The following is a 16,595-nucleotide window of genomic DNA, read 5'->3' on the forward strand; positions in this document are numbered from 1 at the left end:
TTAGCTTTTTGGGGCGGCGGAAGCCGCAGGCTGTTCTGCCGGAGCAGCCGGTGCTTTGCCCCAATTCTCGAATTGGCGCTCGAAGAAAGTCACCACGGGTGAAGTCGCAATGCTTTCACCTATAACTTTAAACATGGCGTCAGCATAGACGGGTTGAATAGGCTGCTTATTGACGCACTGACCCAAACCTTTGCTGGTTTTGCTGACTTTTTTCACCGTAGGCAGCGGCGGAATTTTCCCTGCCGATACGCTGCGGGTCGGTTCATTGAGCAAGTCACTCGGGCGAACCAACACAATATCAGAGGGCAGATTTGGCAGCATCTGTTGCAAAACACGAATAGTCGCTGGATGCGGGTGGCCTATTGCAATGGCGTATCCATTACGTCTGGCTAACGCAATCGCTCGCTCAAACTGGTGGCGGATCTCCGCATCGTTTTGCACATCGTCTAAAAAGACATTGCGCTTAATGACTTTAACGTTAGTCCCCTGCGCCGCTTGTACCGATTTGGTGTTACCAATCGTCATGCTGTCGAGGAAAAACATATTATGTGGGCTCATTGCCTGCATAACGCTTTGCATTCCGGACAGGCTGGAGGTCATTTTGCTGCCTTGGTGATTGTTGATCCCCACGGCATAAGGAATATTAGCAATCGCCTGATCGACGATGCGTTTTATTTCACCGCTGCTCATCGATGGCATTAAGGTGTTTTTTTCCAGTGGTTGCTTGCTAATAGGCTCCATTGGTAAATGGATTAAGATCTCTCGTCCTTGCTGGTGAGCTTTCATCATCATGGTATGAGAGTCTGGTGCCGCTGGGAAAATTGCCACTGAAACAGCAAGCGGCATTTTCAAGACTTGGTTTTCATTCTGTAAGCGATAACCAAAATCATCGATCAGAATCGCAAGTTTGGCAGCCTGTACATTAAAGGCTAGCAGCAGCGTGGCGCATATGCCTACGAGTTGTCTTTTCGTAATAAGCTTAATCTTGGTCGCTTCGATACTACTGAACTTAATATTGGTAAATCGCACAGCTATCTTCCCAACCACGGTTGTGGGTTAACGGCCTGACCTTGACGTCGAATTTCAAAATAGAGAGCGGGTTGGCCTTGTCCGCCACTGTTGCCCACTAATGCAATAGGCTGACCAGCTTTAACCTGTTGGCCAACGTTCACCAGTGCGCTCTGATTATAGCCATAGAGGCTCATATCGCCTTTACCGTGATCGATAACGACCACTAATCCATAGCCTTGTAGCCAATCAGCCAGTAATACGCGGCCATCGGCTATCGCACGGACATCACTGCCTTCTCGTGCAGAGATGACCATACCCTTCCAGCGTAGCTCACCTTGCAAGGTTTCGCCGAAGCGATGCAGTATCGAGCCTTTAACCGGCCAGATATTTTGCCCGCCAGCGCGCCCCAGACCACCGGTGCGCGAGATCAGCGATTGCTCACTTTGCGTTGGTTTGTAGGTCGAACCTTGTTTCTTCGCCTGTTGTTCTTTGGCGCGAACGGCAGCGGCCTCACGCGCTTCTTTTTCTGCTCGCGCCCGCGCAGCACGTTCTGCTGCGGCAATTTTATTTTGTAGCTTGGATTCATTGGCCCGTAATTCAGCCAGCGTTTGCTCGTCTTTTTGGAGTGAGGACTCTAAAGAGGATAGCGTTTGTTTACGTGCAGATTGTGCCTGTTCGAGCTTTTGTTGCTGGATTTGTTGCTCGGCTAATAGCGCTTTTTGTTGCTCCATTTTGGACTGCAACGAGGTACGTTGTGCGGCGAGTGAGGCGCGCGTTTCTTTCAGGTTCTCAATGGTTTGTTGGCGTTCTTGGTTGAAATAGCCAAAGTAAGCCAAAATACGTTCACTACGCTGACTTTCTTCGCCACTAAGAATTAATTGTAAGCCGGTCTGTTTACCTAATCTAAAAGCAGCATCAAGCTGTTTGGATAGCAGATCCTCTTGACTAGCTTGTTGTTTTTGCAGTTTGTCTATCGAGGCGTTAAGTTTGCTTATTTCGTTGTTCAAGCTAGATAAGGTGGATTGCGTGTCATGCAGTTTGCGGCTGGCTGCGGCAATACTTTTTTCCTGGGCTTGTAACTGGTCCAGCAGAGAGCCACGTTGCTGCTTTTGCGCTTTGACGCTTTTCTCTTTCGCGGCGATATTTTGCTGAATATTCTTCAACTGGTCTTTGCTATCGTCGGCGTGGCTGGCAAATGGCACAAAGCACAAAGCCCCGCAGACCAAAAGGGCTGTAGAGGGAAAGACTTCTCTCATCAATCTGAAATAAATGGATTTACGCAAACTTTTTTCCGCTTGTCGACCTTGGATGATAGACAATTTCGCTATCCTTGGCTTTATCGTAACACTAATCAACCACCTGATGCACAAACAAAAAATCCCGGTTTATGCGGCTTTGGTTGAGGTATTTTCCTACACTTATCTTCGCATAAGGCGCTCAACTCTGCCCTTAACCACACAAGTTCTGGTAAGGCTCTATTGATTGATTTTAGATGAAAACTGGCGTTCTTTCGGACATTTCTGGTGCGTAATTGATTGGAATCAGTTCAAGGACCATAAAAGTCTTCGTAAGCTGTAAGGCCATTTTTCGATGAATTTGGCGGTTGTTTTTCTAATATGTGTCGTAGTTTGTCGTTTTAGACGATGTGAACGGGCTGTAATTGCGCAATCTGCAAGGTATACTCTGGAGCCTTGAATTTTCCCCTAACTGACGGGAGTTGTTACACCCCATGCAAGAAATTATGCCATTTGTGAGCGCACACCCTGTATTGAGCCTGGCGTGGGTTGCTCTGCTCGCTGCAGTGATTGTCACGACCTTCAAATCCCGCTTTTCCAAAGTTAAAGAGATCACCCGTGGCGAAGCTACGCGTCTGATCAATAAAGAAGATGCGGTTGTCGTTGATGTGCGTACACGTGAAGAATTCCGTAAGGGCCATATTTCAACTTCAGTGAACCTGTTGCCAGCTGATATTAAAGCGAATAATTTGGGTGAGTTGAGCAAAAGCAAAGCGCTGCCAGTTATTGTGGTTTGTGCCAATGGTCAATCTGCCCGTGCTTCTGCCGAAGGCCTGAGCGCTGCTGGCTTTGAGCAAGTTTTCACCTTGAAGGAAGGGATTGCCGGCTGGAGCGGAGAGAATCTGCCTTTAGCTCGCGGCAAATAATACCTTTTCTTTAATCGCATCACATTAAGACGACGAGATAATTGAGTATGGCGAAAATTGAGATCTACACTAAGGCAACCTGTCCTTATTGCCATCGTGCCAAAGCGTTGCTAGCCAGCAAAGGCGCGACCTTTGATGAAATTGCGATTGATGGTGATGCGGATAAACGTGAAGGGATGATCGCTCGCAGCGGCCGTTCGACCGTGCCACAAATATTTATCGACGGACAGCACATTGGCGGCTGTGACGATTTACACGCACTTGATGCCCGCGGTGGCCTGGATCCATTGCTATAAGCTTGGGTCGGGGTAACGTGTCATCAGCAACAAGTGTCTTAAAGGATTATTAACTAAGGGTATTACTCACATGTCAGAACAAAACAACACCGAGATGTCTTTCCAGATCCAACGCATTTACACCAAAGATATTTCTTTTGAAGCACCAAATGCGCCACAGGTTTTCCAGCAAGACTGGCAACCAGAAGTTAAACTGGATCTTGATACTGCCTCGAACAAATTGGCTGATGATGTTTATGAAGTGGTACTGCGTGTGACAGTGACCTCTTCATTAGGCGAAGAAACGGCATTCCTTTGCGAAGTTCAGCAAGGCGGTATCTTTACTATTTCTGGTATCGATGGGAATCAACTGGCACATTGCCTCGGCGCTTACTGCCCGAACATTCTGTTCCCGTATGCGCGTGAGTGTATTACTAGCCTGGTTTCTCGCGGTACTTTCCCGCAGTTGAACTTGGCACCAGTGAACTTTGATGCGCTGTTCATGAATTATTTGCAACAGCAGGCTGAAGGCGAAGGTGCTGAACCACATCAGGATGCCTGATGAAAAACGTCAATGCTTCAATGACTGTGATCGGTGCCGGCTCGTACGGCACCGCTCTAGCCATCACATTAGCCAGAAATGGTCATTCTGTGGTGCTGTGGGGCCATAACGCCTCGCATATTCAAGCGTTACAGCAAGCCCGCTGTAACCAAAACTTTCTCCCCGATGTCCCCTTCCCAGACTCGTTAATTCTCGAAACCGATTTAGCTACTGCCATAGGCGCTAGCCGCGATGTTCTGGTCGTGGTGCCTAGCCATGTGTTTGGTGATGTGCTGCAGCAAATTAAGCCTTATCTTCGGGCTGATGCGCGTATCGTTTGGGCAACTAAAGGGCTTGAAGCCGAAACCGGACGCTTATTACAAGATGTCGCGCGCGAAATCTTGGGGGATACCATCCCACTTGCCGTGGTGTCTGGACCGACGTTTGCCAAAGAATTAGCTGCGGGTATGCCGACGGCAATCGCGCTGGCGGCAACCGATAAAGAATTTACCGAAGACCTGCAACAGTTGCTGCATTGTGGCAAAAGCTTCCGTGTTTATAGTAATCCTGATTTTATCGGTGTGCAGCTTGGTGGTGCGGTAAAGAACGTTATCGCCATCGGTGCCGGTATTTCTGACGGTATTGGTTTTGGTGCCAATGCGCGTACGGCTTTGATCACCCGCGGGCTTGCCGAAATGAGTCGTTTGGGCTTAGCGCTCGGTGCCGATCCTTCAACGTTTATGGGCATGGCCGGCTTGGGGGATTTAGTCCTGACCTGTACGGATAACCAATCTCGTAACCGGCGCTTTGGTATTATGCTCGGTCAGGGAATGGATGTGCAGACATCGCAGGATAAGATTGGTCAGGTTGTCGAAGGCTACCGCAATACCAAAGAGGTGCGGGCGTTGGCGCAGCGCTACAACGTCGAAATGCCAATTACTGAGCAAATCTATCAGGTGCTGTACTGCGGAAAAGAAGCGCGTGAAGCGGCCGTCAGCCTGTTGGGACGTGCCAGCAAAGACGAAAAAACCAGTCTGTGAATTTTTTTCAGGTTCCCTTAGCACCTTGAGCATTGCGCTCGAGGTGCTTTGCTTTTACCTTGTTTGACCTTGAGTAGAATTTTTCGAGCAATGAGGTATACCAATGTCGTTAGAAGAACTAGAACTTGTCTGGAGCAGCATAAAATCAGAGGCGCGTGCGCTGGCTGAGAGCGAACCTATGCTGGCCAGCTTTTTCCATGCGACATTGCTCAAGCACGAAAACCTCGGGAGTGCGCTGAGCTATATTCTGGCGAATAAATTGGGCAGCCCAATTATGCCTGCTATCGCTATTCGTGAAGTGGTGGAAGAGGCATATCGTCACGATGAACAAATGACGCTATCCGCTGCACGTGACATTCTGGCCGTACATCAACGTGATGCGGCTGTCGATCAATACTCGACACCTTTACTGTATCTGAAAGGCTTTCATGCTTTGCAGGCGTATCGCATCGGCAATTGGCTCTGGCGGCAAGATCGTAAAGCACTGGCTATCTATTTCCAGAATCAAATCTCTGTATCGTTCGGCGTTGATATTCACCCTGCAGCGCGCATCGGCTGCGGCATCATGCTTGACCATGCTACCGGCATCGTCATTGGTGAAACGGCTGTGGTAGAGAATGATGTCTCTATTTTGCAGTCTGTGACGCTTGGTGGTACCGGGAAAACCTGCGGCGATCGCCACCCTAAAATCCGTGAAGGGGTGATGATTGGTGCCGGAGCGAAGATTCTCGGTAATATTGAAGTCGGTGTTGGCGCCAAGATTGGCGCGGGCTCAGTAGTACTGCAATCGATCCCCGCCCATACAACGGCCGCAGGTGTTCCTGCCCGTATTGTTGGCCGTCCTGAGAGCGAAAGGCCATCAATGGATATGGATCAACATTTTAATGGTATTAAACAGGGATTTGAATTTGGCGACGGAATTTAATTCCGTCATCAATTGATGCTTTTATATTAACGATTAGTGCTTTTATATTAACTATAAATGAGTAATACATAAGAGTTAATATATTTAAGATAATTCCTTATTGATGTTAATGATTTCTTGAGGATGGAAGAGATTTATTCACTCTTCTTATCTTGCTGGAAATATCGATATGTCATGAAGATTAACCCGGAGATGCAAAGTAAATATCCAGCACTTTGAGTTGGTTCTTCCGCTGTATTTTTTAATACCCCCATGTAGTTATCACCCGCTGCAAACATCCATAAGAAACGGTTGCCAATAAGCCTTGACCAAACAAGAATAATCAGTACGCCAGCAATAAAGAAATTATAATCAGGAATATAGGTGAGTGCTTTAAGATCGCTCCACGCCTTGCCTGGTTTTCTAAAACCAGCGACACAGAAGATGATAGCTGCAGGCCAGGCAAGCCATGCCCAGTGAAGCTGTTTATCTGTAATGGTGCGAATCATCTCTCGGTTCTCTCTGATTAACATGCAAAGAAAAAGACCGAAGATAAGATAAATGCCATTGCGTAACTCAGGTTTTGATTTCCCTAATCGGAAAATCAAATAGAGATTTATTAATAGAAAAACAGAGTGTGATACGCCGGTAAGAGAAAATTTATTGACGCCATTATCTAAAAGGCGAAGATCAGCCAGCACTAATAGATAAGGAATGCACATTAGTACAGCAATAATAATATATTTATAAAATATTTTCATATATTGATATTTTGGAATGGAAAGTTTTGCATTGTAATAACTACATTTCACTAATACAGTGCAAATGATGCTTTATCAATATGAGTGCTGTGGGAATATGATCCCTATTTCTCTGTTTATAGAATCTGTCTTCTCCGAAGATAACAGGCACTCGCAATATGCCTGTTGTCTTTTTAGCTTTTAATCAGTGCGCCCGGATAGCCTAGTTGACGCCAGGCTTCGTAGACAACGACGGATACAGCATTAGATAAATTCATACTGCGGCTGTCGGGTTGCATCGGGATCCTGATTTTTTGCTCAGGCGGCAAGTTATCTAAAATCGATGCGGGTAAGCCACGAGTTTCTGGGCCAAACAGCAAGAAGTCATTATCCTGATAAGCTACCGCGCTATGGGCAGGCGTTCCTTTGGTGGTGAGAGCAAACAGACGCTCAGGAACTTCACTTGCCAGAAAGGCGGCATAATCGGCGTGATGTTTGATATTAGTGAATTCGTGATAATCCAGCCCGGCGCGGCGCAGGCGTTTATCGTCCCAGGCAAACCCAAGGGGTTCAATAAGATGTAACTGGCAGCCGGTATTGGCGCATAGGCGAATGATATTGCCGGTATTAGGCGGGATTTCTGGTTCAAATAATACGATGTTAAGCATGGGGCCTGCGTCCCTCCTGGTATCTGAGGGACGCAGAATAGCAGAAACTTAGCGTTGCTGCAGCGGTAGCCAAATAATCAAACGCAACCCGCCGAGTGGACTGTCTTCAGCTTTTGCCCAGCCGCGATGCTGCTGCACTGCGGTATCAACAATGGCTAATCCTAATCCAGTACCACCGGATTCTCGGTCACGGGCTTCATCCGTACGATAGAATGGCCGGAATATCTGTTCGCGGTCTGCTTCACTGACACCAGGGCCATCATCATCAACCAAGATAGTGATCCCTTCGCTATCGGCAGCAAAGTTTAAGGCAATGTGATGATGTGAGTAGCGCAGTGCATTACGCACAATATTTTCCAAGGCGCTGTCTAGTGCCGCAGGATTACCGATCAGTTTCCATGGGCCCGGCGGTGAAGTCACTTCCAGTGTTTTGCCCATTTGCTCGGCTTCAAACTGTGCGTTATCAATCACATCGGCCCATAACTCATTGGCTTTTAATGGTTCTCGTGCCAGTTCGTTATTGTGCTGACTGCGTGATAACACCAGCAGGTCGTTGATCATACCGTCCAGACGCTGGGCTTCAGTCTCAATGCGTTGTAACTCTTTGCCTTCCCCGTGACGGCGGCGCATTAGTGCCGTTGCCAACTGCAGTCGGGTTAATGGTGTACGTAACTCGTGGGAGATATCAGATATCAACCGCTGTTGAGCAGTCACCATTCGTTCAAGCGCGCTGACCATCTGGTTAAAACTTGCCCCGGTGGCTAAGAATTCTTGCGGACCTGCTTCCAGTTCTGGATGCTGCTTCAAGTTGCCTCTGGCAACATCATCCGCAGCGTTTTTGAGCTTGCGCGCAGGTTTCGCCAGGCTCCAGGATAGCCAAAGTAGTAACGGTGAACTGATTAACATGGTGACGATCAGCAGCAACAGTGGCCGGTCGAACATCAGGTTAATGAAATCAGATTGCGGGCTGCTGGCTGGACGCATTAAGTAGAGCTGGTAGTTATCCTCGCCATCGCGCACGGCAAAGGGACCGACCATTTCAATGCGGCCATATTTTTTCTTTTTCGGGCGGTCTGAGTTATCCGACTGGCCGATAAAATTACGCACGATTTGCATTTCATTGCGCTGCACGCCAATAACGCGGCCTTCACTGGTGACTAGCAGCAAGCGCTGGCCCGGCGGTGCCCATTTATCAATCGCGCGGTATAAGCGACGCCACCACATCAGGTCGTTAGCTGGATCTCCTGCGAGCTCCGCCTCGACGTGTTGTTCAATCATCAGGCCTTGCCGCTGCTCATTATCGAGCAGCGGGGTCAATTGGCGAGAATCGAGTTTGGGTAGCATCAGCACAACCATCAGTACTAATGCCAGGGTGAACCAGAAGATGGCAAAAATTCGAGCGGTAAGGCTGTTTATCATGTGGCAGAAACCATCAGATATCCGCGACCTCGCAAGGTTTTAAACCAAGGATGGCCGTCCTGACGATCCGGTAATTTCCGACGAAGGTTGGAAATATGCATATCAATGGCGCGGTCGAACGGCGTCAGTCGTTTGCCGAGCACTTCTTGACTCAAGTGTTCACGCGACACAACTTGGCCGAGATGTTTTGCCAAAAGATACAGCAATGTGAATTCTGTACCGGTTAAATCCAGCGCGGTGCCATCGAAACTTGCTTCCTGGCGACCAGGGTTAAGCTGCAGTTTATCGACTTCCAACGTTGGTGAGCTATTTTCCGTACCGGTTTGCTGCTGTTCGCTCCAATTCGAGCGGCGTAACATAGCGCGTATACGTGCCACGAGTTCGCGGTCGTTAAACGGCTTAGGTAAATAGTCATCTGCACCCAGTTCCAGACCCAATACACGGTCTAGATCACTACCACGAGCGGTTAGCATGATCACCGGCGTTTGATGGCGTTGACGGAGTTCTTTTAGTGTTTCAATGCCGTTTTTCTTCGGCATCATGATATCAAGCAGCAGCAAATCAATGCTGTTATCTAGTTTCTCTAATGCTTGTTCGCCATCATAAGCGACCACGACATTAAAGCCTTCCATCTCGAGCAATTCTTTCAACAGTGAAGTTAGCTCGCGATCGTCATCAACCAACAAAAGTTTGTTCATTGTATTTACCTCTAGACGCAAAATACGTCATCAATTGCCGCTATTCCATGACTTTACGTACTTTTACATGCACTGACGCTAGTTTGCAGCGACACCGATAGACTGCTTCTCAATGACTCGCTTTTGAGCGACAAAGAATATAGGAGTTCATGATGTCTAAGGTAGCTGCAATAGTGATGGCATCAATGCTGACACTCGGCTCTGGTGTCGCTTTCGCTGAGACAGCTAATGTGATGCCAGCAGATACTTTAGCTCATGATGCCGATACGTTATACAAACGTAACACAATGTTTGACGGTGTTAATTTAACTGAACAACAGCGTCAACGAATGCGTGATCTTATGCATCAAGCCCGTCGTGAATTACCCGGCGTTAATCTGGCACAGATTGAAACGATGCATAAACTGGTTACCGCTTCTAACTTTGACTCTGCAGAGGTCAGAGCCGAAGCGGAAAAAATGGCCCAGGAGCAGGTCAATCGCCAGGTCGAAATGGCCCGCATTCGTAACATGATGTACAACACGCTGACGCCAGAACAGAAAGAAGTTCTACAGCAGAGACATGAACAGCGTATGCAAGCGTTAAAGCAGCAACTGATGTCTTACCAAGCTGCCCCTGTGCCGAGTACCGGTGGTTTCCTTAACCAGTAAATCTTTTGTTTTAAATGTTAATCCCTGTCTCCCTATTTTCCTTGCCATAGACACCACCCTGTCTTCCCCACCGAAAGGTGGGGTTTTTTTGGCTGTCGTCCAGAAGGTTGGATTTACACTGAACCTAGCCACTCCTTATAGCGATGAGGCCATTCCACCGTTGGTGTGCCTGGTTTGCCCATACCAAAACCGTGCCCGCCGCTGGAGTAACGATGCATATCAACCGGCACATGTTCCCGCTCGCAGGCCGCGGCCATAATCAAGGTATTCTGCGGATTGGAAATCGGGTCATCCTCGGCTTGTACTAAGAACATGGACGGCGTTTTTGGCGTCACGAAATTCTGCACTGACCACTGCGCATTCTCAGCATCCGATGCATGAGGGCCGACGAGAATTTTGTGTGTTGAAGTATGGGTATAAGGTTTTTCGAGAGTGATTACCGGATAAATGAGAGCGGCACGATCGGCGTAAGCTCGAGTTCTATCTAAAGCATCCTGCTCTGGATAAGATTGAAAATCAGAACGAACAGCAGCCATACCTAATAAATGCCCGCCAGCGGAGAAGCCTAGCACGCTGACATGCTTTTCACGGCTGCGAACAATGCGTAATGCGCGTTGTGCATCCTGTAATGACACTAGATTGCCATCGTTCCAGCCTTCATCTGGCAGGCGATAAGTTAGCACGTAAGCGGTATAACCTAAGTTCTTCAACCATTCGGCCGCTGGCCAAGCCTCTTGCCCCATCTCCATTCGCTTATAGCCACCACCAGCAGCGACAAGAACGGCTTGTCCATTTGGGTTGTCTGGGCGATAAACCTTCAATGAAGGGCGAGTGATGTTACTCAAGGCACCTTTGGCTGATAACTCTTCATCCCCCGTTGGGCCACCACCGCCTGGCGGAACGCCTTTCCATAACGCTATTTCAGTATTTTCCCCCGCTAGCATTTTGCTTTTAGCAAGCGCAGTGCCCGCTCGCAGAGCCACGATTGCTGCGGTTGAACCTACGATAAATTGACGACGATTCATGATTACCTTGCTTTAGATAGTTAACGAGGAGGTAATAAAATCATAACAATTTGAATATATAACAAAAAAATTATGATGATTAGTAAGTAAGCATCATTTTGTATGATCCGCCTGCATGACTTTGACTCGGACAGAAAGCTTAGCCAGCACTGCTTTTTGGCAATGGTAAGTAATCATAGAACAGGTTGTTGCTTTCTTCGTGGGCGTTTTTCGTGAAAAGAAACATATTTTTGAGCCAACTTGTCGCATTATCAGTCAGATGTATCGTCGAAGAATGCTATTCTTAATGTCATAATCTTATGTCTACTCTGTCAGGGCAGTAACCATAAGAGCAGCTTACTGTTTTGAACCGTGATCCTCATGCAGTGTTGTGTGTTATTTCTGGCATAACTGCTTGTAAATTCAGTAGCAGCAAGTAAATTGCCATGACGATGTTTGAGTAACTAAAGACGCAGGGCAGCTCGTTAAACGAGTACTAAATAAGAGTAAGTAGGGCTGACCTGAATCAATTCAGCATTGGGTGTTTTGATATATGATATGAGCATTGATAGCCAGTAATGGCTCTTGGTCGTTCGACGAGACCCAGTGTGTTCAAGAATATTTAAGAAATTGAATCTACAAGTTCAGAGGTAGTCATGATCAAAAAAATTGGTGTACTGACAAGCGGCGGCGATGCCCCGGGTATGAATGCTGCAATACGTGGCGTTGTGCGAGCGGCATTGACCGAAAACCTTGAAGTTTTCGGCATTTACGACGGCTACCTCGGCTTGTATGAAGATCGCATGGATAAGTTGGATCGCTACAGCGTATCTGATGTGATTAATCGCGGTGGTACTTTCCTCGGTTCGGCGCGTTTCCCAGAGTTTCGCGATGATGAAATTCGTGGCAAAGCTATTGAGAACATGAAAAGACGCGGCATCGATGCGTTAGTCGTTATTGGCGGTGACGGTTCTTACATGGGGGCAAAACGCCTGACGGAAATGGGTTTCCCTTGTATCGGCCTTCCTGGCACTATCGATAACGACGTTGCCGGTACTGACTACACCATCGGTTATTTCACCGCGTTAAGTACCGTTGTTGAAGCTATTGACCGTCTGCGTGACACCTCGTCTTCTCACCAACGTATTTCAATTGTTGAAGTGATGGGGCGCTACTGTGGTGATTTGACCATGGCTGCGGCTATTGCCGGTGGTTGTGAGTTTATCGTCATCCCTGAAGTAGAATTCAAACGTGACGACCTGGTTGCTGAAATCAAAGCCGGTATCGCCAAAGGAAAAAAACACGCTATCGTCGCTATCACCGAGCATATCTGTGACATCGGTGATTTAGCGCGCCATATCGAAACTGAAACTCGTCGTGAAACGCGCGCAACCGTGTTAGGTCATATTCAACGCGGTGGCTCACCCGTCGCTTATGACCGTATTCTGGCATCACGTATGGGCGCTTACTCCATCGAGTTGCTGCTCAAAGGTTACGGCGGCCGTTGTGTCGGCGTACAAAACGAGAAACTGGTTCATCACGATATTATCGACGCAATTGAGAACATGAAGCGCCCGTTCAAAGCCGATCTGTGGGAAACGGCTAAGAAGCTTTACTAAGTCGTGTGTAGATAAACTTACCTGTTTCTAAAGCCTCCTTTTTCGGAGGCTTTTTAGTTCCTACCTCTCCCATATGCCAAAAAGGTATAGAAAAAAACCTTTTAATCTTTATTACATTCCTTTTTCTCTGGCAGGCTGAAGTTATCTGATTTGTTTGATTACTTTTTATCAAGACTGACTTCTGGAGAAAGCATAATGCGTAGATTGGGCGTAGGTTTGGCGCTGATGTTGGTGACAGCAGGGGCGTTAGCGAAAGATATTCAGTTGCTTAATGTGTCATACGACCCAACTCGTGAGCTTTATGAAAATTATAATAAAGCTTTTAGCAAATACTGGCTGGAGAAAACCGGTGATAATGTGACGATTCGTCAGTCACACGGTGGTTCTGGCAAACAGGCAACGTCGGTCATTAACGGTATTGAAGCGGATGTGGTGACATTGGCTTTGCAGTCAGATGTTGATGCAATAGCTGAGCGTGGCCGTATTAACAAAGATTGGCAAACTCGCCTGCCGGATAACTCTGCGCCTTATACCTCGACCATCGTTTTCTTGGTGCGCAAGGGTAATCCAAAAGGCATCCATGACTGGAATGATTTGATTAAACCTGGTGTGTCCGTTATCTCACCAAACCCTAAGACCTCTGGTGGTGCGCGCTGGAACTATCTGGCGGCGTGGGGTTATGCACTGCATCACAACAATAATGACAAAGCCAAAGCCGAAGATTTCCTGCGTGCGTTATACAAAAATGTCGAAGTCCAGGATTCAGGGGCGCGTGGTGCGACCAATACTTTTGTTGAGCGTGGCATTGGTGATGTGCTGATTTCATGGGAAAACGACGCAATACTGGCCAGCAAAGACTTAGGTAAAGGTCAGTTTGAAATTATTAACCCAAGCGAGTCAATTTTGGCTGAGCCGACGGTTTCTGTGGTAGATAAAGTGGTCGATAAACGTGGTACGCGTGATGTTGCGACGGCTTATCTGAAGTATCTCTACTCCCCAGAAGGCCAGACTATTGCGGCAGAGAATTTCTACCGTCCGCGTGATCCTGAAGTTGCGAAGAAATTTACTGCGCAGTTCCCGCCAATTAAATTGTTCACCGTTGATCAGGTCGCGGGTGGCTGGACTCAGGCCCAAAAAGATCATTTCTCTAACGGCGGTATTTTCGACCAGATTAGCAAGCGCTAATCCCACCGTCAGAGACAAAAAACCCCGAAAATTCGGGGTTTTTTATTGTCTGCATTAGCGTGATTGATTCACGAGAATTGCAGCAATTAAGCTTTTTTAGCTTCAGCAGCCGCTTTAACGATAACTGCAAAGGCATCGGCTTTCAGCGATGCGCCGCCAACCAATGCTCCGTCGATATCCGGCTGAGTAAAGAGCTCAGCGGCGTTAGCAGCATTCACAGAACCGCCGTACTGGATGATCACTTGTTTAGCGATATCAGCATCTTGCTTAGCAACGTGGTCACGGATGAATTTATGCACCGCTTGCGCTTGCGCAGGGGTGGCTGATTTACCGGTACCGATTGCCCAAACGGGTTCGTAGGCGATAACTGCGCCAGCGAAAGCCTGTGCACCCAGTGTGTTTAGTACTGCGTCCAGTTGTTTAGCACAAACGGCTTCAGTTTGACCCGCTTCGTTTTCTGCTTCGGTTTCACCAATACACAGTACTGGAGTTAAACCCGCTTCTTTCAACACACCGAATTTCTTGGCAATGAATTCGTCGCTTTCTTTGTGGTAAGTACGACGTTCAGAGTGGCCGATAATGATGTATTTTGCGCCAATATCTTTAAGCATGTCGGCAGAAGTTTCACCGGTAAATGCGCCAGACAGATTGGTATCAACGTTTTGTGCACCCAAAACAATACGGCTGCCAGCTAAAGCGTGTTTAGCCTGAGACAGATAAAGCTCCGGTGGCGCGATGGCAACACCACAGCCTTCAACGGTGCTTAGCTCATTGCGCAATGCAGCAATCAGCTCGTTAACCATATGAGTACTACCATTCAACTTCCAGTTACCCATAACTAATGGATGGCGCATGTTTCTTCCTCCAAAGGGGGACGCGAGTTTCGATTAAAATTTCTGCCGAACAAGCAGATTACCTGCGCAACAGTATAAAGATCATTGGCGGCAAAGGCTTTGCTTTTTGTCATTAATCACCAGCATCTCGCCACCTATTTAGGCGCTGTACAAGCAATTATGGCTCGCTCAATGCCAGCTTTACCGGTTCGACGGCAAAGGTCAGCCCCTTTTCTCCGTTATCGGAAACGACATAACGGATAGCGCCAACCTGTTGTTGATAAAATGGTGAGCCTTTACCTTTATCCAGCAATGACGTCACTTTGGTTACGCTCTGTGCCACGTTCAGGGTTGGGTCAAACTGGCGCATCACATTGGCCATATAAGCGATAGCGGTGGTGCGTGCCGCTTTGGCTTCTGGCCCTTGGATGGGCAGATAGGTAATTTGCAGAGTTTTAACTTTACCCGTGCCTTTTTCGAGTGCGGTCGAGGCAAACAAGTCTTCGTTAATTTTGCTGGCAGCCCGAGTCAGCACATTATTGCCGGGAGCATCTTGTATCGCATGAAACTCATCGATTTGCTGCGTTGGATTCGCAAGGTTGTACTTCAGACGAAAATCCGCAATCGAAATTTCAAACGTTGGTGCACCTGCCATCAAATAAGGGGCTTTTGGCGCGTCATCATTGGCATGTTGTTCTGCTGGAGGCGCTGCCATAACGGCTGTACTACTCACGAGCAACAAAGCGGGGAGAGCGTGGCGAATAAAGAGAGTTAGCATATGGCGGGTTCTTTTATATCGACGATAGTCTGATTAAAGCGGGGAGAGGCCTTGTTTGTCAAAGGCGAAGTTATTATCACGCAGGTGGTATTACCCACCTGCGTGATAATATTACCAGTAATTCTCGCTAGTAATATGCCCCGGTTTACGGCGTAAATGTTTACGCATTCCCCGTTGATCTTTCAGTAATTGCTGAGTGTCTTTTACCATTTGTGGATTACCGCAGACCATAATATGGCTATCTTCGGCATCCATTTTTAAGCCAACGGCGGCTTCTAATGAGCCATCGTCGATTAATGCAGGTACGCGGCCTGTTAACGAACCTACTGCTTCTTCACGGCTGACTACGGTCTGAATACGCAGCTTGCCGTTATAACGTTGTTGCAATTGCTGCATGAGCGGCAAATAGCTTAGATCCTGAGATAAACGGGCGGCATGAACTAAGACAATATTCTTAAAGCGCTCCAGGCCAATCCCTTCTTGTAAAATAGACAAGAACGGGCCGATAGCGGTACCTGTAGCGATCATCCACAGCGTGTCACATTCCGGTACTTCTTCAATCACAAAGAATCCGGCGGCCTCTTTGGTGACTAAAATCTCGTCACCAGGTTGCATCACCTTAAGCTTTGGGCTGAGTTTTCCATCTGGCACATTAACCAGATAAAACTCAAGATTGTTATTGCTTGGTGCATTGACGTAGGAGTAAGCGCGTTGAACGCGTGTACCTTCAATGTCCATTGATAACTTGGCATATTGCCCGGCGGTGAAACTATCGACGGGGGCATTAACAGTGATACTGAATAAATTTTCGGTCCAGTGCTCAACTTTAGTCACTTTTCCAGACATCCATTCGGCCATAGGGTGTGCTTCCGCTTTGATGTATACCTTGCATGCTTGATGTTGCATCTGTGTTGGCTACGGTCACTTACCCGACTCACTTACTTGTGTAAGCATCATCGGGATGCGCTTCCTTACCGCCTTGATACAACACCAATTATTTTGGGTATATCTGATGATTAATGCCGCGATTCTATTTCATATTTTGTACAAAGGATTATCGATTAAATGT

18 protein-coding genes are annotated in these 16,595 nt (G+C 47.6%); 8 read left to right on the top strand and 10 right to left on the bottom strand.

What is annotated here, in order from left to right; all coding sequences use genetic code 11:
- On the bottom strand, positions 1 to 984 hold the full coding sequence (locus ACL9RG_RS16235) for a divergent polysaccharide deacetylase family protein (protein ID WP_422793712.1): 984 nt from the start codon (positions 982 to 984) through the stop codon (positions 1 to 3).
- Positions 985 to 1,031: 47 nt separating this feature from the next.
- A complete protein-coding gene (envC, locus tag ACL9RG_RS16240) occupies positions 1,032 to 2,267 on the bottom strand; it encodes a murein hydrolase activator EnvC (RefSeq protein WP_422793713.1) in 1,236 nt (411 codons plus the stop codon).
- 473 nt (positions 2,268 to 2,740) lie between these two features.
- Here envC and ACL9RG_RS16245 point away from each other — a divergent pair, with 473 nt between their 5' ends.
- The 5 genes from ACL9RG_RS16245 (at position 2,741) to cysE (ending at position 5,953) form a co-directional block, all read left to right on the top strand.
- Positions 2,741 to 3,172 (top strand): rhodanese-like domain-containing protein, encoded by a 432-nt coding sequence (locus ACL9RG_RS16245; RefSeq protein WP_422793666.1) that lies wholly within the window; start codon positions 2,741 to 2,743, stop codon positions 3,170 to 3,172.
- A 47-nt stretch (positions 3,173 to 3,219) separates the two neighbouring features.
- Positions 3,220 to 3,468, top strand: a complete 249-nt coding sequence (gene grxC, locus ACL9RG_RS16250; protein ID WP_422793667.1) for a glutaredoxin 3 — start codon at positions 3,220 to 3,222, stop codon at positions 3,466 to 3,468.
- 70 nt (positions 3,469 to 3,538) lie between these two features.
- A complete protein-coding gene (gene secB, locus ACL9RG_RS16255) occupies positions 3,539 to 4,009 on the top strand; it encodes a protein-export chaperone SecB (protein WP_422793668.1) in 471 nt (156 codons plus the stop codon).
- Complete coding sequence (gpsA, locus tag ACL9RG_RS16260; RefSeq protein ID WP_422793669.1) at positions 4,009 to 5,028, top strand: NAD(P)H-dependent glycerol-3-phosphate dehydrogenase; 1,020 nt, start codon at positions 4,009 to 4,011, stop codon at positions 5,026 to 5,028. The genes secB and gpsA overlap by 1 nt, the downstream gene beginning before the upstream one ends.
- A 103-nt stretch (positions 5,029 to 5,131) precedes the next feature.
- Positions 5,132 to 5,953, top strand: coding sequence for a serine O-acetyltransferase (gene cysE, locus ACL9RG_RS16265; RefSeq protein ID WP_422793670.1), 822 nt, complete (start codon positions 5,132 to 5,134; stop codon positions 5,951 to 5,953).
- 134 nt (positions 5,954 to 6,087) lie between these two features.
- Here cysE and ACL9RG_RS16270 read toward each other — a convergent pair whose 3' ends face one another.
- The 4 genes from ACL9RG_RS16270 to cpxR all read right to left on the bottom strand — a co-directional run bounded on the left by ACL9RG_RS16270 (position 6,088) and on the right by cpxR (position 9,457).
- A complete protein-coding gene (locus ACL9RG_RS16270; RefSeq protein ID WP_422793671.1) occupies positions 6,088 to 6,693 on the bottom strand; it encodes a hypothetical protein in 606 nt (201 codons plus the stop codon).
- 173 nt (positions 6,694 to 6,866) lie between these two features.
- On the bottom strand, positions 6,867 to 7,340 hold the full coding sequence (gene trmL / locus ACL9RG_RS16275) for a tRNA (uridine(34)/cytosine(34)/5-carboxymethylaminomethyluridine(34)-2'-O)-methyltransferase TrmL (protein ID WP_422793672.1): 474 nt from the start codon (positions 7,338 to 7,340) through the stop codon (positions 6,867 to 6,869).
- A 48-nt stretch (positions 7,341 to 7,388) separates the two neighbouring features.
- A complete protein-coding gene (cpxA, locus tag ACL9RG_RS16280) occupies positions 7,389 to 8,759 on the bottom strand; it encodes an envelope stress sensor histidine kinase CpxA (RefSeq protein ID WP_422793673.1) in 1,371 nt (456 codons plus the stop codon).
- Positions 8,756 to 9,457 carry an envelope stress response regulator transcription factor CpxR gene (gene cpxR / locus ACL9RG_RS16285; RefSeq protein ID WP_422793674.1) on the bottom strand — a complete coding sequence of 234 codons (702 nt, stop codon included), beginning with the start codon at positions 9,455 to 9,457 and terminating at the stop codon, positions 8,756 to 8,758. The genes cpxA and cpxR overlap by 4 nt, the downstream gene beginning before the upstream one ends.
- Positions 9,458 to 9,609: 152 nt before the next feature.
- On the opposite strand from cpxR, the gene cpxP reads away from it, so the two are divergent.
- A complete protein-coding gene (gene cpxP / locus ACL9RG_RS16290; RefSeq protein ID WP_422793714.1) occupies positions 9,610 to 10,107 on the top strand; it encodes a cell-envelope stress modulator CpxP in 498 nt (165 codons plus the stop codon).
- A 113-nt stretch (positions 10,108 to 10,220) separates the two neighbouring features.
- On the opposite strand, the gene ACL9RG_RS16295 is transcribed toward cpxP, so the two are convergent.
- The gene (locus ACL9RG_RS16295; RefSeq protein WP_422793675.1) at positions 10,221 to 11,132 is read right to left on the bottom strand and encodes an alpha/beta hydrolase; all 912 of its coding nucleotides are present in this window, start codon (positions 11,130 to 11,132) and stop codon (positions 10,221 to 10,223) included.
- A 635-nt stretch (positions 11,133 to 11,767) separates the two neighbouring features.
- Here ACL9RG_RS16295 and pfkA point away from each other — a divergent pair.
- The gene (gene pfkA / locus ACL9RG_RS16300; protein WP_422793676.1) at positions 11,768 to 12,730 is read left to right on the top strand and encodes a 6-phosphofructokinase; all 963 of its coding nucleotides are present in this window, start codon (positions 11,768 to 11,770) and stop codon (positions 12,728 to 12,730) included.
- Positions 12,731 to 12,925: 195 nt separating this feature from the next.
- Positions 12,926 to 13,915 carry a sulfate ABC transporter substrate-binding protein gene (locus ACL9RG_RS16305; RefSeq protein WP_422793677.1) on the top strand — a complete coding sequence of 330 codons (990 nt, stop codon included), beginning with the start codon at positions 12,926 to 12,928 and terminating at the stop codon, positions 13,913 to 13,915.
- An 86-nt stretch (positions 13,916 to 14,001) separates the two neighbouring features.
- On the opposite strand, the gene tpiA is transcribed toward ACL9RG_RS16305, so the two are convergent.
- The 3 genes from tpiA to fpr all read right to left on the bottom strand — a co-directional run bounded on the left by tpiA (position 14,002) and on the right by fpr (position 16,384).
- Complete coding sequence (tpiA, locus tag ACL9RG_RS16310) at positions 14,002 to 14,769, bottom strand: triose-phosphate isomerase (protein WP_422793678.1); 768 nt, start codon at positions 14,767 to 14,769, stop codon at positions 14,002 to 14,004.
- A gap of 157 nt (positions 14,770 to 14,926) precedes the next feature.
- Entirely contained in the window at positions 14,927 to 15,526 is a 600-nt protein-coding gene (locus ACL9RG_RS16315) for a DUF1454 family protein (RefSeq protein WP_422793679.1), read from the bottom strand.
- Between the two features lie 111 nt (positions 15,527 to 15,637).
- Complete coding sequence (gene fpr / locus ACL9RG_RS16320) at positions 15,638 to 16,384, bottom strand: ferredoxin--NADP(+) reductase (RefSeq protein WP_422793680.1); 747 nt, start codon at positions 16,382 to 16,384, stop codon at positions 15,638 to 15,640.
- Positions 16,385 to 16,595 lie beyond the last annotated feature (211 nt).

It is taken from the genome of Rouxiella sp. Mn2063 (genome assembly GCF_049319665.1).
Lineage (GTDB): Bacteria > Pseudomonadota > Gammaproteobacteria > Enterobacterales > Enterobacteriaceae > JBMOUD01.

What these genes read in the sequence shown, in the direction of transcription:
- secB (WP_422793668.1), top strand. Translation starts at nt 3,539, where the DNA reads ATGTCAGAACAAAACAACACCGAGATGTCTTTCCAGATCCAACGCATT.
- envC (WP_422793713.1), bottom strand. Translation starts at nt 2,267, where the DNA reads ATGAGAGAAGTCTTTCCCTCTACAGCCCTTTTGGTCTGCGGGGCTTTG.
- gpsA (WP_422793669.1), top strand. Translation starts at nt 4,009, where the DNA reads ATGAAAAACGTCAATGCTTCAATGACTGTGATCGGTGCCGGCTCGTAC.
- fpr (WP_422793680.1), bottom strand. Translation starts at nt 16,384, where the DNA reads ATGGCCGAATGGATGTCTGGAAAAGTGACTAAAGTTGAGCACTGGACC.
- ACL9RG_RS16315 (WP_422793679.1), bottom strand. Translation starts at nt 15,526, where the DNA reads ATGCTAACTCTCTTTATTCGCCACGCTCTCCCCGCTTTGTTGCTCGTG.
- trmL (WP_422793672.1), bottom strand. Translation starts at nt 7,340, where the DNA reads ATGCTTAACATCGTATTATTTGAACCAGAAATCCCGCCTAATACCGGC.
- cpxP (WP_422793714.1), top strand. Translation starts at nt 9,610, where the DNA reads ATGTCTAAGGTAGCTGCAATAGTGATGGCATCAATGCTGACACTCGGC.
- ACL9RG_RS16305 (WP_422793677.1), top strand. Translation starts at nt 12,926, where the DNA reads ATGCGTAGATTGGGCGTAGGTTTGGCGCTGATGTTGGTGACAGCAGGG.
- grxC (WP_422793667.1), top strand. Translation starts at nt 3,220, where the DNA reads ATGGCGAAAATTGAGATCTACACTAAGGCAACCTGTCCTTATTGCCAT.
- cpxR (WP_422793674.1), bottom strand. Translation starts at nt 9,457, where the DNA reads ATGAACAAACTTTTGTTGGTTGATGACGATCGCGAGCTAACTTCACTG.
- cysE (WP_422793670.1), top strand. Translation starts at nt 5,132, where the DNA reads ATGTCGTTAGAAGAACTAGAACTTGTCTGGAGCAGCATAAAATCAGAG.
- ACL9RG_RS16245 (WP_422793666.1), top strand. Translation starts at nt 2,741, where the DNA reads ATGCAAGAAATTATGCCATTTGTGAGCGCACACCCTGTATTGAGCCTG.
- ACL9RG_RS16270 (WP_422793671.1), bottom strand. Translation starts at nt 6,693, where the DNA reads ATGAAAATATTTTATAAATATATTATTATTGCTGTACTAATGTGCATT.
- ACL9RG_RS16295 (WP_422793675.1), bottom strand. Translation starts at nt 11,132, where the DNA reads ATGAATCGTCGTCAATTTATCGTAGGTTCAACCGCAGCAATCGTGGCT.
- tpiA (WP_422793678.1), bottom strand. Translation starts at nt 14,769, where the DNA reads ATGCGCCATCCATTAGTTATGGGTAACTGGAAGTTGAATGGTAGTACT.
- cpxA (WP_422793673.1), bottom strand. Translation starts at nt 8,759, where the DNA reads ATGATAAACAGCCTTACCGCTCGAATTTTTGCCATCTTCTGGTTCACC.
- pfkA (WP_422793676.1), top strand. Translation starts at nt 11,768, where the DNA reads ATGATCAAAAAAATTGGTGTACTGACAAGCGGCGGCGATGCCCCGGGT.